Here is a 14,562-nt window from a genome sequence, read left to right on the forward strand (position 1 = left end):
CGACTGCGCGACCGCGCGCGGGAACGCTGGCCCCAGCTCTCGGGTGTCCAGGTCCGTTTCCGTACGGGATTCGCCTACGTGGCAGGCGAATTGCCGGGCGAAGAGGAGCCGCTGCCGCTGTGCCGCCTGCGCTTCACCGGCGTCCTGCACACATGGGGCTTCGCGATCTACCTCGCCGGCAGCGGCAAGTACCAGGACAACTTCCTGCCCACCGGCCTGCCCTTCGGCTCCCCCGAAGAAGCCCTCGACTGTGCCTGCGGCCTCTACCTCAACGACCCCACCGCCTGGACCACACCGCCTGGACCACACCGCCTTCCACACCTTGGTAGAGGGCTCGGTAGATGGTCTCGTGACAGAGGTGCCGCTCGGGACGGTCGGGCCAGCGGGTCCTGAGATGGGCGGCGATCTGGTCCGGGCTCCACTCCATCCAGCCTGGACTGAACCTCTGCTTTGAGCTCGGAATCCGTGGACAGCTTGGAACGTCTGGGACGCCCGGCCCGTTCGCGGCCGCGGTGGTGGGCAAGGTCGGCGTCGTACCTGCCGTAGTCGTGCGGACGGCTGTTGCGCCGCAACTCCCAGCTGACCATCGGTGCCCGCCCGAGCAGCCCGGCTATCTCCCGGATCGCCGGGCCGCGACCACGCAACGAGGCGATCCTCCGACGCTCCAACAGCGACAAGTACCGGCCCGAACGCGAGACTTCCGGGAGGTAGTCCGGTTGCAGGCCACCGTTCTCCGCACGCCACCGGTAGCCCGTCTTGCGCCCGATCCCAAGGCACCTGCACGCTTCGACACTGCCCACCCCGGCCGCCAGAAGGCGCCAGTACTCAACCTCGAGCTCCAGTCTGCGCTTACGTCCCCGCCTCGCCATCAACACTCCACAATGATCAAGGAATGTTGCGACAAGCGTTAGAACCCAAGCGTCGGAACTGGATCACGATTCGCCCGTCGCCGACAGTCTCGAAGTACTTGCCTTGCGGAGCGTCACACAGCCCTGCCCGCGATGGCGTGGGCGATGATCGCGTCGAGCTCTGTGCCCACGCCAAAGTCATCATCCGAATGCCCTGTAGGTGCTGGGTTCCCAGCGCCAGATGAGGGCTGACTTCCGCTCGGATGTCGGTGAAGCGTGGCACTTGAGGATGTCGGACCCATTGAGGGGCGGGCACCGCCAGCGGCATACCGTCAGTTCTCCCTCGCGACTTCCCCACACTTGCGCCCAGCGTCTGCGCGCCGTACTGACCGGTGGCGGCCTCACATTGCGAGAAAGCAAAGATGTGCGGTGACATCCGTTGATCCGACCGGGGGGTGTGGTGGCAGAGCCTGTCCGTGTGCGCTCGGTTGACCGACCAGGAGGGCACAGGGTACCGGTGATCGCGAAACTGGTGCAGGCGGACGAGGACACCGTCCGCAACATAGTCCACTGATTCAACGAGATCAGCCTGGCCTACCTGGACTCCTCGCGGGGTGAAAGGCCGTCCCGCCTGCTCACTCCTGACGACGAGGACTTCGTCGTCCAGGACGGCGGCCGCCCGCCCGACCAAGCTCGGCCAGCCCTTCAACTTGCTGGTCTTGCACACTCGCTCTCAATCCTATTGAGCACCGTTCGTAGACCACTCGTTGGCGAAGTGCTCCATCTGCTTCAGGACCAGGTCGACAGCCTCCGCGCGCCTGTCCGGCGGGTAACCGTGGCGGGCCAGCAGGCGCTTGATGGCGCTGCGGAGACCGGCGCGGACCGGTTCACGAGCGATCCAGTCGGGCTTGAGCTTCTTCTGGACCTCCGCGACGAGATCGCGGGCGATGCTGGCCAGGATTTCATCGCCCATAAGGTCTTGGGCCGTGCCGTGCGCGGCCACGGCGTCGTAGAAGGCGAGCTCACGCCAGTTCAGCGGCGGATCGAACTTCTCGCCGCGCCGAGCGTCTTCGACCACCTCCTTGGCCATCTCGACCAGCTTGGCGATGAGTTCGGCACTCGTGTACTGCTGCCGCGTGTACCGGATCATCAGGTCCTGCAGACGGTCGGAGAAGGCCGTGCGGCGGACGATGTTGTGACGCGTGACCTCGCGCATCTTCTGCTCGATGAGCCGACGCAGCGCCTCCGCCGCGAGGTGAGGGGTATCGCTGCCCTGGAGCTTGGCGATGAGCGCGTCATTGAGGTGCGTCAGGTCGGCCATCTCCAGGCCGGCCTCGGCGAACAGGTCCGATATCCCCCCAGTCTCGACCACGGACGAGGTCAGCTGGGCGAGGTACAGCTCGACATCGCGAGCTACCGGTAGGCCACGGGCTTCGCGGTCCGCCGCGTCGAGCTTGGCCATGTAGGCGCGGACCTCGACGAAGAACTGGATGTCCCGGCGCCAGGTCGGGTGGTCCGGAAAACGCTCGCCGATGTTCGTGGCACTGGCAGACAGCGCGTAGAAGCGCTCCAGGCGGTGGGAGTGGTCGCGGAAACGCCGGCCGACGGTCTGGCGGGGGTCGTCGAGCTTCTCCGGGTCATTGCCGGGGGTACGCGGGTTCCGGAGGTACTCGGCGGCCCCGCCGGCGGCGTTGACGAACGCCTTCGCAGTCGGCTGTTCAAGACGCGCACGCCAGTTGAAGCCGCGCAGGATGTCGCTGAGGATGTCGTACTCGTTGCGCAGCTCATCCAGCGCGCGGTCGAGGTCCTGACCGAGGGTGCGGTCCTCCTGGTCGGCGTCCGTGTACTCGGCGATCGCCTTCTGCAGGCTCTCCGTCAGCGGCGCGTAGCCGACGAGCAGACCGTCCTCCTTGCCGCGGAAGCGGCGGTTGACCCGGGCGAGGGCCTGCATCAGGTTGGCGCCCTTGAGCGGACGGTCCAGGTACATGGTGTGGACCGGCGGGGCGTCGAAGCCGGTCAGCAGCATGTTGTTGACGATGAGCAGCTCCAGCTCGTCGTCGGGGTCCTTGGCCCGGTTGATGACCGCCTTGCGCTGGCCGTCGGGCAACGCGTGGACGAGCAGGTGGTCCTCGTCCTTGCGGGAGTTCGAGGAAAAGACGATCTTCATCGCGCCCTTGGCTGGCTCCTCGCTGTGCCAGTCCGGCCGCAGCTTGCGCAGGGCGTCGTAAACCTTGACGCAGATCTCACGGGTCGCGCAGACGACCATCGCCTTGCCGGCCGCCCCGCCCTTCTCGGAGACGCCGACGAACGGCCGCATACGCTCGCGCCGCTCCTCCCAGTGCGCCACCAGATCCTCGGCGAGATCCCTGACACGGGCCGGCAAGCCGTACATGGCATTCATCGTGGCGACGGCCGTCTCGACACGGCGGCGCTCGGTGTCGTCGAGGCCGTCCGTGATGCGGTCGGCCTCCTCGTCGATCTTCGTCGGGTCGACGTCTTTGCCGAGGACGAGCTTGATGACCCGGCCCTCGTGGAAGACCTTGACCGTCGCGCCATCGTCGGCGGCCCTCTTGAGGTCGTAGATGTCGATGTAACCGCCGAAGACCTGGCGGGTGTTGCGGTCGGCCTCGGAGATCGGCGTTCCGGTGAAGGCGAGGAGCGTGGCGTGCGGGAGGGCGTCGCGGAGGTGACGGGCGTAGCCGTCGAGGTTGTCGTAGTGGCTGCGGTGGGCCTCGTCGACGACGACCACGATGTTGCGCCGGTCTGAGAGCAGCGGGTGGTCGGCCCCCGACTCCTTCTCCTGCTTGGTCTTACCGAACTTCTGCAGGGTGGTGAAGAGGATGCCGCCGGTCCGCTTGGCCGCGAGCTCCTCCCGCAGCTTGGCCCGGGTCGCGACCTGGAGGGGCGTACCCGGGAGGATCTCGCTCTCCAGGAAGGTGGAGTACAACTGGTCGTCGAGGTCGTTGCGGTCGGTGATGACGACGACGGTCGGGTTCAGCAGGGCCGGGTCGCTCATCACCATCGCCGTGGTGAGCACCATCTCCTCGGACTTGCCCGAGCCCTGCGTGTGCCAGACGACACCGGCCTTCCCGTCTCCGGCTGCCGCTTCGCGCACCTTCTCCGCAGCACGGGTCACCGCGAAGTACTGGTGCGGCTTCGCGATGCGCTTCATCCGCTTGGACGGCACGAAGTTGATGAAGGACCGGCACAGGGAGAGGAACCGGGTCTGGGTGAACAGCCCGTGCAGCGCCAGGTTCTGGCCCGAGTCGGCCACCCCGTCACCGTCCGCGGTGAACGGGTCGACGCGGGCCCCGAACTCGTCCGTGTTCCACGGCGCGAAGTGCTCGTACGGGGTGAAGGGCGTGCCGTACTTCGCCGTGATGCCGTCAGAGAGCACCACCACCGCGTTGTAGCGGAAGGCGGTCGGGAACTCCTTCACGTATCGGGCGACCTGGGAGTGCGCGTCCTGGAGTGTGGCGTTCTCGTCGCCGGCGCGCTTCAACTCCAGTACAGCGAGCGGGAGTCCATTGACGTACAGGACGATGTCGAAGCGGCGCCGCTTCTCGCCGTCGACGACGGTGACCTGGTTCAGCGCGCGGTACGTGTTCCCGTCCGGGTCCGCCAAATCCACGAGGCGGACGGTCGGGTTGTGCTCGGCGCCGAAAGCGTCGGTGTAGACGACGGAGCGGATGCCGGCCGTCAGGGAACCGTGGGCGGTGCGGTTCTCCTCGTACGTGTCCTGCGACTGCGGGGTCGCCGCGGCGGTGACGGCGTCGCGGACGGCATCCGGAGGCAGCTCGGGGTTGAGCCGCTCGATCGCCTCACGCAGGTCGGGGTAGAGGATCAGGTCGTCCCAGGACTTACGGTGCCCGGAGCCGGGGGCGAACTCGTTGCCGGGGGCGGGCAGCCAGGCCAGCTCGGCCAGTTCGTCGAGGGCGAGCAGCTCCCAGTCGGCTTCCAGGGGGCGGTGGTTCTGGCTTCTTCTGCTCGCGCTCTTGTCGTCGTGCGTCATACGTGGTCCTCGACAATCTTCTCGGCGTCCTTGACGCGAAGGCGGCCGGACATGAGCTGGGGGAGGAGGGTGTCGCGGAGGGACGCGAGGGCGCGGCTTTCCTCCTCTCGACTGCGCTGCAGCTGGAAGAGGCTGCGCGCTTCACCCGTGAACTCCCGCATGGCATCGGGCTCAGGAATACGAAGGAATAGTGACTGCACCCTGTCCCTATTGAGGCCAGGAACCGCAGAATCGGAGTTCATATGCTCCAGCCCCAGAGCCCCCAGGGCAAAATACATATACTCCAGGGAAATCTTGTTATTCTTGCATGCGACATAGAAGGTGGTGTCGATGGGAAAGAAATCCACCTCCGACCAGTAGACGGCTCCTACGGTTCCCTTACGGCCAACGACAATTCCGGGCCCCTTCACCAAGGCATCGCAATGAGTACCGCTAATTCCTCCACTACCAAACACAGGAACGTCCCCAGCGATACGTCGCACCACAGGCAGAGACTTTCCATATTTGAGCTCGACTACATCACCAACAGTCACTTCCGCGTTGGCCGCACTAGAGAGGAGTTGGAATTTTGCCTTACCCAAATCCATGGCCGAGGCCGCAATGTGCTCGTTGACGGCGATCTTGTCATCCAGCGCCCCTAGCACGGCGGAAATTGCGTCCCGTTCTCGTTTCGGGGGGACGATGACGGGAATCTCGCGAACATCTCGAAGGTTAAGCGTGGCCTGCACTGTAGTATTCAGGCGTGTCTTAATGAACTGTTGAACCGGCTCCGAGGAAAGCCAGAGCTTGAGCCACACATTTGAGACGGCTTGCCCAGGCCGGAGTACTGCCACCGCACGCACAGTATTCCATCCAGAAAGTTCTGGGGGGACAATCGCCACGCGACCGACAGAGCCTACGAGAGACAGCAGAATCTCTCCACCGATCAATCGTGCCCCGACGTGCTTCTGTTCGACTTCCACGCTCACTCTCAGTACATCGCCAGTCGTGATGCGACCGTTCTGCATGTCCTTCACGCGGACAACGGGAACACCATCCGGATCATGTGCACCCGGGTACATTACGCCGATAGCGATTCCCTTAGGTTGCAGCAGATCCCGCAAGGAGAAGGTTTCCCAGCCATCTGGCAAATCAACACTTTCCAAGAGTTGGTTAACGCTCATCTCAGTCACGGATCATCCCCAAGTTCTCACGGACTTTCCGTGACAGCGCGTCCGACTTGTCAAATAGATCGAACAGCTCAGCCGATAGCTGTTCGATCTTCTCGGCGACCGCCTCCGCGTCCTCCTCCTCCGCCTCAACGGCCCCCACATACCGCCCCGGCGTCAGCACGTATCCGTGCTGACGGACCGTCGCGAGTTCGGCCGAGAAGCAGAACCCGGGCTCGTCCGCGTACGTCAGCCCCGCCTCACGAGCCGACGCCGTACCCCGCCACGCGTGATAGACACCGGCGATCTTCGCGAGGTCAGCCTCCATCAGTACGCGCTCCGTCCGGTCCACCATCTCGCCCATGTTCCGGGCGTCGATGAACAGGATCTCGCCGCGCCGGTCGTCCAGGCGCTTCGCGCCTTGCGGGGTCTTGTCCTTGGCCAGGAACCACAGGCACGCAGGGATCTGCGTCGTGCGGAAAAGCTGGGACGGCATCGCGACCATGCAGGCCACCAGGTCGGCCTCGACCAGCGCCTGGCGGATCTCGCCTTCGCCGCTCTGCTGGGAGCTCATGGAGCCGTTGGCCAGGACGATGCCAGCGGTGCCTCGCTCGCCCAACTTGGAGACCATGTGCTGGAGCCAGGCGTAGTTTGCGTTGCCCTTAGGCGGTACCCCGTACCTCCACCTCGGGTCGCCTTCGTCCCTCGCCCAGTCCTTGATGTTGAACGGGGGGTTGGCCATGACGAAGTCGGCCTTGAGGTCGGGGTGCTTGTCGTCGGCGAAAGTGTCGCCCCAGCGGGGGGCGAGGTTGCCGTCGATGCCGTGGATGGCGAGGTTCATCTTGCCCAGGCGCCAGGTGCGCTCGTTGAGTTCCTGGCCGAAGACCGAGATGTCGGCCTTGTGGGTGCGCCCGGCGTGGGCCTCAATGAACTTGGCCGCCTGGACGAACATGCCGCCCGAGCCGCACGCCGGGTCGTAGACCCGTCCCTCGTACGGCTCCAGGATCTCCACGATCAGCCGGACGACGGACTGCGGTGTGTAGAACTCGCCGCCCCGCTTGCCCTCGGCTCGCGCGAAGTTGCCGAGGAAGTACTCGTACACCTCGCCCAGCACGTCCTGCGCCGGCTTGTCGCCAGAGCCGCCGAAGCGGGCGTCGCTGATGAGGTCGACGAGTTCGCCGAGGCGCTTCTGGTCGACGTTGTCGCGGTTGAAGATCTTCGGCAGGACGCCCGTGAGCGAGGCGTTCTCGCGCATGACCGCGTCCATCGCGTCGTCGAGGAGCTTGCCGACACCTTGGCTCTTGGCGTGGGTGGCGATCCACGTCCAACGGGCGGTCTCCGGGACCCAAAAGACGTGGGCACCGGTGTACTCGTCCCGGTCCTCCAAGAAGTCGTCCATCCGGTCCTCGGTGATGCCATCATCGGCGAGTTCCGCGGCCAGTTGGGAGCGGCGCTCGTCGAAGGCGTCGGAGACGTACTTCAGGAAGATCAGTCCGAGGACGAACTCCTTGTACTGCGCGGCGTCGATGGAGCCGCGCAGCTTGTCAGCGGCCTTCCACAGAATCGCCTGGATCTCCTTGGCGGTGGAGGCGCTGAACAACTCCGCCTGATCGGTGGGTTTCTTCGCAGCGGTAGCCATGGGGCAGACCGTCTCCTTCAGTCGTCGATTCCGGGGAGGTTCTGGAGGGTGAGCGTGCCGTCGGCGATACCGGCGGCGGTGAGGCGGGCCAAGTCGTCGAGAGCGGCGGACTGCTCCCGCAGGAGGTGCGCGCGAGTCTCGATCTCCGCGAGCACGGCGTCGAAGCGCTCGGCCTCGCGTCGGCTCAGGTCGGGGATGAGGAGGTCTTCGACGCCTCGCGAGGCCCGCACCGCGCCGCTGATGCGCGCGTACTCGGCGGCGGTCGCCCGCAGCAGTGCCGCGAGCACCCGTGGCAGCACTGGCGGGTCGGCGTCGGGGTGGACGCGGAGGATGCGGGCCGGGGCTGCCACCAGGGACAGGCCCGCCTCGTCGACGTAGGCGCCGAAGCGGGGGCTCGTGGTGACGACGATGTCGCCCGGCTCGGTGAACAGGGCGTGTTCGTAGCCGGTGAGGAGCACTCCGCGGTCGATGCGGCGCCCGCCCGGGCGTGCGATGCCGAGGACGACGTCGGGCGTGAGCACCGTGTAGTGACCGTCTGCCGTGAGGTGCTCGTCGGCGAAACGGTGCCCGGGGCGTCGGCGCAGGCGCCGATCGTCGAGGAGCCGACGGACGGTGGTGCGCCGCACCGGCTGGTCGTCGGGGCGCAGCACGGCTTGAGTGCTCAGTGCCGTGCGCAGGTCGGCGCGCTGCCGGGCCTGCTCGTGCAGCTCCGTCACGCGCTGCTCCAGGGCGCTGATGCGGACCGGACGCTCGATGACGCCCCGGGTGTAGCGGGCCAGGGGCGGGCGGTGCTGGGTGGTGAAGGCGGCGCCCGGCCTGTCGTCGAGGTCCTTCGCGGGGACGATCACCGCGTGGCGGGGTTCGTGGCGGCGGTCGCCGCGCCAGGGGGCGGCGCGCCAGATGGCGATGTCCTCGGCGAGCACGTCAAGGACCGTGTCGGTGAGCGGCTGCGCGGAGTAGTCGGCCAGCAGGACCAGGCCCGTGCGGTGTTCCGCCGAGGTGCGGGCCAGTACCCAGAGGGCGGTGCGGTAGCCGGGGCGGTAGGGGAACGCGCCGTCGGGGAGGCTCACCGCGGCCTTGAGTAGACCGTTTCGGAGAAAGGACCGGCGCAGGCGGTCGGCCTCGCTGTGCCGGGGGAACGCGCGGACGAGCACGTCGGCGGGGCCCAGGACGACGGCTGTTGAGCCTTCGTCGAGGTAGTCGGTGAGTGCCTGTACCTGTTCCAGGACGATCTGTGGGTTGCGGTTCTCCCCCGCTTCGTAAGGGAGGACAGAGACCAGCAGATGGGGGTATCCCCATTCGTCGGCGGACAGGTCCTCCCCCTCTGTGACGCCGAGGTCGAACTCGTTCACGCCTCGGACGAGCATCCGGCGGCGGACCAGGCGGGCCCGCCCCGGGTCGGGGTCGGCGGCGAGGTAGGTGTGGCCGGAGTCCTCGGCGGCCCGGGCGTGCAGGGCGGCGAGCAGGTCGCCGGAGCGTGCGTGCGGGGTGGCGACGACGGAGCCTTCGTCGAGGGTGTCGACGCCGGACAGGGCCGCGAGGGCGCGTACCACCGCCGGGGTGGGCTCGTCGGCGGCCAGGTCGTGGGAACCGAGGCGGCGGCGGGCCTCCAGGACCCAGTCGAAAGCCTCGGCGGGGGTGTAGGCGGCCTCGGTCAGCTCGTCGACGAGGTCAGCCAGGGCCTGGCCGGTGTGCTCCGGGTCCGGCACGGCACGCAGTTCGGCCGACAGGAACGTGTCCTCCGGGTCGAGGTCGGCGGCTTGGGCGAGAACCTCGTCCCAGCTCCGGCCCGAGAGGGGAGCGTCGAGCTGCCGGCGCAGGCAGATCAGAGCGGTCAGTGCCCCCACGAGGATGGGGGCAGGCAGGGCGGGAGTCCGCCAAGCGGAGAGGGTATGCAGCGCCAGCTCGGCGCGCAGCCGACGAGGGTCAGCATTGCCGCGGCCGGTCGTCGTCAGCCAGTCAACGACCGCACGGGCGTCGAACAGGGGGCGGCCGTCCTCATGGGCGACGGGCGCTGGGAAGTCCGCATGCCTGCGGCTCCAGGTAGTGGGGACGGGCCGCTGCACGTGCGCGAGGGCGGCGATTTCGGCGTATGTGATCCGCCATGCCAGCATCTCGGGCAGGATGTGGGATCCCGCTTCGAGCGCAGCGCTCATCGTCTCCACCACCCTTTCCGTACGGGCCCTGCCCTGTCAGCTCCGGAAGGGAATCCCTGAGCCGGAGCAGGTGGCAGAACCCTACTGCGGGCGGACCACGCTGCGACCGAGATGCTTGATAACCAGGGTTATCACCTTCATTAACTCATCCTGTCATCCACGAACGTCACCTTGATCTCCGTTGACACATCGCCGCGTGGGACTGCCCACGCGACAACCCGGAGGTCCCTGAGATGACTGGCACTCCCTCGATTCCGCCCGCTGCCCAGCCCGATGGGGCCGCCCCGACCACCAGCTGGGCCGCCATGTCGCCCCCGGTGCCGCCGCAGCCGCCGGTCCAGAAGCCGTCTCGCCGAAAGGCTTGGCTCACTCACGGTGCGACGGCTTTCATCGCACTGATCTTCGGCGCCGCGATCGGCGGCAACGGAGAGTCGAGCAGTGCGACGGACTCCGCGCGGCCCGCACCCGCCGTTACCGTCACCAAGACCGCCGGAGCCCGTGCGCCGAAGCCGGCCGCGACCGTCACCAAGACGCCCAAAAAGACAGCCACCGCCAAGCCGAAGCCGACCAAGAAGCCCGGACCGCCCGACACCATTGAGGGCGACGGCCAGTACCTGGTCGGCGAAGACATCCAGGCCGGCACCTACAAGACGGCCGGACCCGAAAACGACAATTTCGGCCTCGGTTGCTACTGGGCCCGGACCAAGAACGCCTCCGGCGAAATGGAGGCGATCATCGCCAACGACAACATCACCGGCCAGTCGCGCGTGACGGTAAACAGGGGCGAGTACTTCGAGACCAAGGGCTGTCTGAAGTGGGAGAGGGTCGGCTGACGCCACCCCTTGCGGTTCTCCCCTCACTAGGGCGGGCAGGGCTGCCGCACTCACGGCGGGCTGCCCCCGCCCTCTTCCGAGTCCTGAAAGGAAGCACAGCGATGTCCGAATCCGAACCGCCTGCTCACCTCCCCGCCCCGGCCCCAGGCCCGTCCATGCCAACGTTCACGCCGGAGGAAGACCGTTCCCCTGCCGGACCGTTGAGCCCTTCCCGCTGGGCGCGACTGCACCGGGGCACCGTCCTAGCCCTCGGGGTCGGTGCAGGAGCCGCAGCGATGGCGGCGTGCTGGCTGACCGTGTCTCTCATCGGCGGAGACACGGTAGGGACGAAGGGTGGCAGTCCTTCGAAAGCCGCCACGGCCGAGGAAACGAAGCCACCGGAACCGTTCGATACGGATGGCACGATCACGCTCACCGACGTCGGCGCGGACCTCGAAGACGGGGAGCCGTGCTCCGGCACGGGCGGTTACTCCGACATCGACTTCGGCGCCCAGGTCAACGTCACCGATGCGGCGGGAACCCTGGTCGCCACCAGCTCCCTTGGCCTCGGGGAGAAGACTGAGGCGGGCTGCGCTTTCGCGTTCACGGTCGACGAGATCACCCCGGGCTCGAAGTTCTACACCGTCGAGGTGTCCCACCGCGGTGGTCTCACCCAGACCGAGGCCGAACTGCGCGCAGGCGGACTCGATTTCACGCTCGGCGACTGACGAAGGTTCGGCAGGAACAGCGCGATAAGCACGCGTCCAAGCGCCGCCCGGTTCCGACCTCTGCGCGCAGCCCGTCTTTGGGCATGAAGCCGCCGCCGGAACAGCCAGGCCTGCGGGATCGAGCGTGAGTGCACGGATTAGCAACTCGAATTATCACCAAGGAAGTTGATAACCCTGGTTATCAACTTCTACATGATGCACAACACCTGGTTCTCCCTATCGTTCCCGGTGTCGGATGCGGCGCAGGAGTCACACCCTCCACGGTCGCAGCCGGTGTCCCACCCTTCCTCCGCATCAGCACCGGACCCCGGGAGACACCCATGACCGTGACGAAACAGCCCGAACAGAGCGCGCTCCACCTCACCCTCCCCGCCCAGCCGACCCAGGTCGAGCAGCCCGTCCCCGTGGCGGAGCTGGTGCAGACCCGCTTGGCGGGGGCAGACCTCACCGAGGCCGTGAAGGTGATCCTCAAGGAGGCTCTGGGCGACGGCGAGACCCCGCAGACCGCCCAGGCTGGCCGGATCTGCCTCGAGTCCGTCGCCGTCACTCGGTTCCGCGGCATCGGCCCCCGTGCCTGGCTGAAGCTCAGCCCCCGGCCCGGCGTGAATCTCGTCGTGGGCCGTAACGGCTCCGGCAAGTCCAGCATCGCCGAGAGCATCGAGACTGCCTTCACCGGCACCAACCTGCGGTGGCACGGGAAGGACGCGACGCGTAGCCGCAACTGGCGCAACCTCCACGACACCGGCAAGCCGGAGATCGAGGTGAAGCTCGCCATCGAGGGGGACACCGGTCGCAGCACACTCACCCGGACGTGGAACAGCGAGGACTTCAACGACTCCGAGGGTGAACTCAAGCGGCCCGGACACGGTCGTGTGGCCCTCGACCAGGCGGACTGGAGGCAGGCCCTGACGGATTACCGGCCCTTTCTGTCGTACGTCGACCTGGACCGCATGATCAGTGGCAAGCCCTCCGAGATGTACGACGCCATCGCCACCATTCTCGGTCTGGGGCAGTTCAACGCTGCCGACAGTCGGCTCCGCGTGGAGACCAAGGCTCTCGAGGACGCGGCGAAGGTGGCGAAGGCGGAGCTGCCGAGCCTCAAGGAGGGCTTGTACGAGCTCGAGGACGACGAGCGCGCCGTAGAGGCGCTCGTGGCCATCGACTCGAAGGGGGCTCCCGACTTCGCGACCCTTGAAGCACTCGTCAGTGGTCTGCCCAACGTCGACGAGGGCCTGATCGCCGAGCTGCGCTCCGAGGCTGTCGTAGAGGGACCCGACATGGCACAGGTCGGCTCGGCTGTGGACCGGCTGCGTAAGGCCCTCGCCGGCGTCGAGGACCTGCACGGTACCGGCGCCGAAGACGCACTGCAGCGTGCGGAGCTCCTCGAGCGGGCGGTGGCTCACAACGACCGCCATCCCGACGAGGATTCGTGCCCCGTGTGCCGAACCGAAGGAATGCTGGACGCCGCCTGGGCCATGGATGCCACCTCCCAGATCGCCGCACTGCGGCAGGAGGCCACGACCGCCGAGAAGGCACGGAGCGAACTCCGCTCGGCCGCTCGGGCTGTGCAGGATCTCGTCCATACGCCTGGGTGGATCCCCGTCGCCTTGACCGATCCGTGGGGCGCCTGGACCGCCTGCCGAGCGATCAGTGATCCCGCCGAACTCGCCCGGCGTGCCCACGAAACCGCCGCGCCCCTGGCCGATGCCTGCGCTGCGGTCAAGGAAAGGGCCTGCAGGGAGCTGGAGAAGCGGGATGAGCGCTGGCGCAGGCTTGTCACCCGTCTGACGGGCTGGGCGGAGAAGGCCCTCGCCGTAGAGGCGAACAAGGGGCGGCTGCGTGACCTCAAGAAGGCGAGCACCTGGATCAAGGCCCTGGCCGCCGAGCTGCGGGAGCAGCGCATGGAGGGCTTCGCGGACCAGTCGCAGCGGATCTGGGAAAAGCTCCGCCAGGAGAGCAACATCGACCTCACGGCCGTGAGCCTGAAGGGTAGCGAGAAGGCCACCGTCCGCAAGCTCGTCATGGACGTCTCCGTCGACGGTCAGGAAGCCTCAGCGCTCAGCGTCATGAGCCAGGGCGAACAGCACTCCCTCGCGCTGTCCCTGTTCCTGCCCCGGGCCGCCACCACCGACAGCCCGTTCGGCTTCGTCATCATCGACGACCCCGTGCAATCCATGGACCCCGCCAAGGTTCACGGACTCGCCCAGGTCCTGTCCGAACTCGGCAAGCACCGACAGGTCGTCGTGTTCACCCACGACACCCGCCTCCAGCGCGCGTTCACCAATCAGGAGCTGCCCGTGACAGTGTTCGAGGTCGAGCGGGGCGAAGCCTCGAAGGTGAAGATCAAAGCGGTGACCGACCCGGTTCAGCAGGCCCTCGACGACGCCCGTGCCGTGGCCAGCACCGTGGACCTGCCGGAGGCGGCCCGCACGCACGTGCTGCCCAGCCTGTGCCGCATCGCCCTGGAGAACGCCTTCCTCGAAGCCGCCTGGATCCGCCACCACCGCTCGGGCGGTGCTGAACACACCCTGCAGGCCGCCGTGTCCGACGCCGACAAGCTCATGAAGGTCGCCGCGCTGGCTCTCTTCGGCGACACCGGGCGGACCACCGACGTCTACCGGGAACTGCGCACCCGGTGCGGGCCGCGTGCGGTGGACCTGCTCAAGCAGTGTCAGAGTGGCGCCCACGCCGCCGGGGCCCGGATCATCGATCCCCACCGGTTCGTGGACGAGATCACGCTCTTCGCGCAGAAGGTGCGCAAGCCGGAGGTGACGGTGTGATGATCGCCCCGACCACTTCTGCCGAGGACCTTCTGCTGACCGCTGATCGGCTGCTGTCCTCTCTCCACTTGGGGGCGACGCCGGCTGGGCGCCACCGCGGTGCCGCCCTCGCCCTGCGCACCGCCCTGGAGATCGCCGTCGACCGCACTCTCGAGGCGGCGGTGCCGGGGCTCGCGGGCAGCACCGTGCGGGCCAGGATGCTCTGCCTGCGCTGCTACACCGGTGCAGCGACCGCACGCCGGGCCCGCGCCGTCTGGTCGCACTTGTGCCTGGGGTGCCACTACCACCAGTACGAGATCGGCCCCACCCGCGACCAGGTGCACGCATGGCGAGCGGAGGTGGGCGACCTTGTCGCTGTCTTGATTCCCTGACTGCCCGCCAGCCGGGGTGTTGTGTCTGATATTTCTTTCGCTGGGACCGGGCCTGTGCCCGGCGCAGC

The 14,562-nt window shown here is 67.3% G+C and carries 9 protein-coding genes and 2 pseudogenes; 6 read left to right on the forward strand and 5 right to left on the reverse strand.

Features of this window, described 5'->3' with window-relative positions; all coding sequences use genetic code 11:
- Positions 1-393: Sec-independent protein translocase subunit TatA/TatB (locus tag ACWD68_RS30440; RefSeq protein WP_451809722.1), on the forward strand; the 393-nt coding region annotated here is incomplete at its 5' end.
- Between the two features lie 227 nt (positions 394-620).
- Here ACWD68_RS30440 and ACWD68_RS30445 read toward each other — a convergent pair.
- Positions 621-869: pseudogene (locus ACWD68_RS30445) on the reverse strand (IS30 family transposase); the annotation flags it as partial.
- 478 nt (positions 870-1,347) lie between these two features.
- On the opposite strand from ACWD68_RS30445, the pseudogene ACWD68_RS30450 reads away from it, so the two are divergent.
- Positions 1,348-1,555 (forward strand): annotated as a pseudogene (locus ACWD68_RS30450) (helix-turn-helix domain-containing protein); the annotation flags it as partial.
- A gap of 32 nt (positions 1,556-1,587) precedes the next feature.
- Here the strand turns inward: ACWD68_RS30450 and ACWD68_RS30455 are convergent.
- The 4 genes from ACWD68_RS30455 to ACWD68_RS30470 are packed head-to-tail and all read right to left on the reverse strand — an operon-like array spanning position 1,588 to position 9,803.
- Complete coding sequence (locus ACWD68_RS30455; protein WP_451809670.1) at positions 1,588-4,860, reverse strand: type I restriction endonuclease subunit R; 3,273 nt, start codon at positions 4,858-4,860, stop codon at positions 1,588-1,590.
- Complete coding sequence (locus ACWD68_RS30460; RefSeq protein ID WP_451809720.1) at positions 4,857-6,023, reverse strand: restriction endonuclease subunit S; 1,167 nt, start codon at positions 6,021-6,023, stop codon at positions 4,857-4,859. Before ACWD68_RS30460 ends, ACWD68_RS30455 begins: the two co-directional genes overlap by 4 nt.
- A gap of 1 nt (position 6,024) precedes the next feature.
- Positions 6,025-7,647, reverse strand: a complete 1,623-nt coding sequence (locus ACWD68_RS30465; protein ID WP_451809671.1) for a class I SAM-dependent DNA methyltransferase — start codon at positions 7,645-7,647, stop codon at positions 6,025-6,027.
- 17 nt (positions 7,648-7,664) lie between these two features.
- Positions 7,665-9,803, reverse strand: coding sequence for a hypothetical protein (locus ACWD68_RS30470; protein ID WP_451809672.1), 2,139 nt, complete (start codon positions 9,801-9,803; stop codon positions 7,665-7,667).
- A 305-nt stretch (positions 9,804-10,108) separates the two neighbouring features.
- Between ACWD68_RS30470 and ACWD68_RS30475 the strand changes: the two genes are divergently transcribed.
- The 4 genes from ACWD68_RS30475 to ACWD68_RS30490 all read left to right on the forward strand — a co-directional run bounded on the left by ACWD68_RS30475 (position 10,109) and on the right by ACWD68_RS30490 (position 14,494).
- The gene (locus tag ACWD68_RS30475) at positions 10,109-10,636 is read left to right on the forward strand and encodes a hypothetical protein (protein ID WP_451809673.1); all 528 of its coding nucleotides are present in this window, start codon (positions 10,109-10,111) and stop codon (positions 10,634-10,636) included.
- 275 nt (positions 10,637-10,911) lie between these two features.
- Complete coding sequence (locus tag ACWD68_RS30480; RefSeq protein WP_451809674.1) at positions 10,912-11,343, forward strand: hypothetical protein; 432 nt, start codon at positions 10,912-10,914, stop codon at positions 11,341-11,343.
- 320 nt (positions 11,344-11,663) lie between these two features.
- On the forward strand, positions 11,664-14,123 hold the full coding sequence (locus tag ACWD68_RS30485) for an AAA family ATPase (RefSeq protein ID WP_451809675.1): 2,460 nt from the start codon (positions 11,664-11,666) through the stop codon (positions 14,121-14,123).
- Positions 14,123-14,494, forward strand: a complete 372-nt coding sequence (locus ACWD68_RS30490; protein WP_451809676.1) for a hypothetical protein — start codon at positions 14,123-14,125, stop codon at positions 14,492-14,494. Before ACWD68_RS30485 ends, ACWD68_RS30490 begins: the two co-directional genes overlap by 1 nt.
- Positions 14,495-14,562: the final 68 nt, after the last annotated feature.

The organism is Streptomyces sp. NPDC005141 (assembly GCF_053599975.1).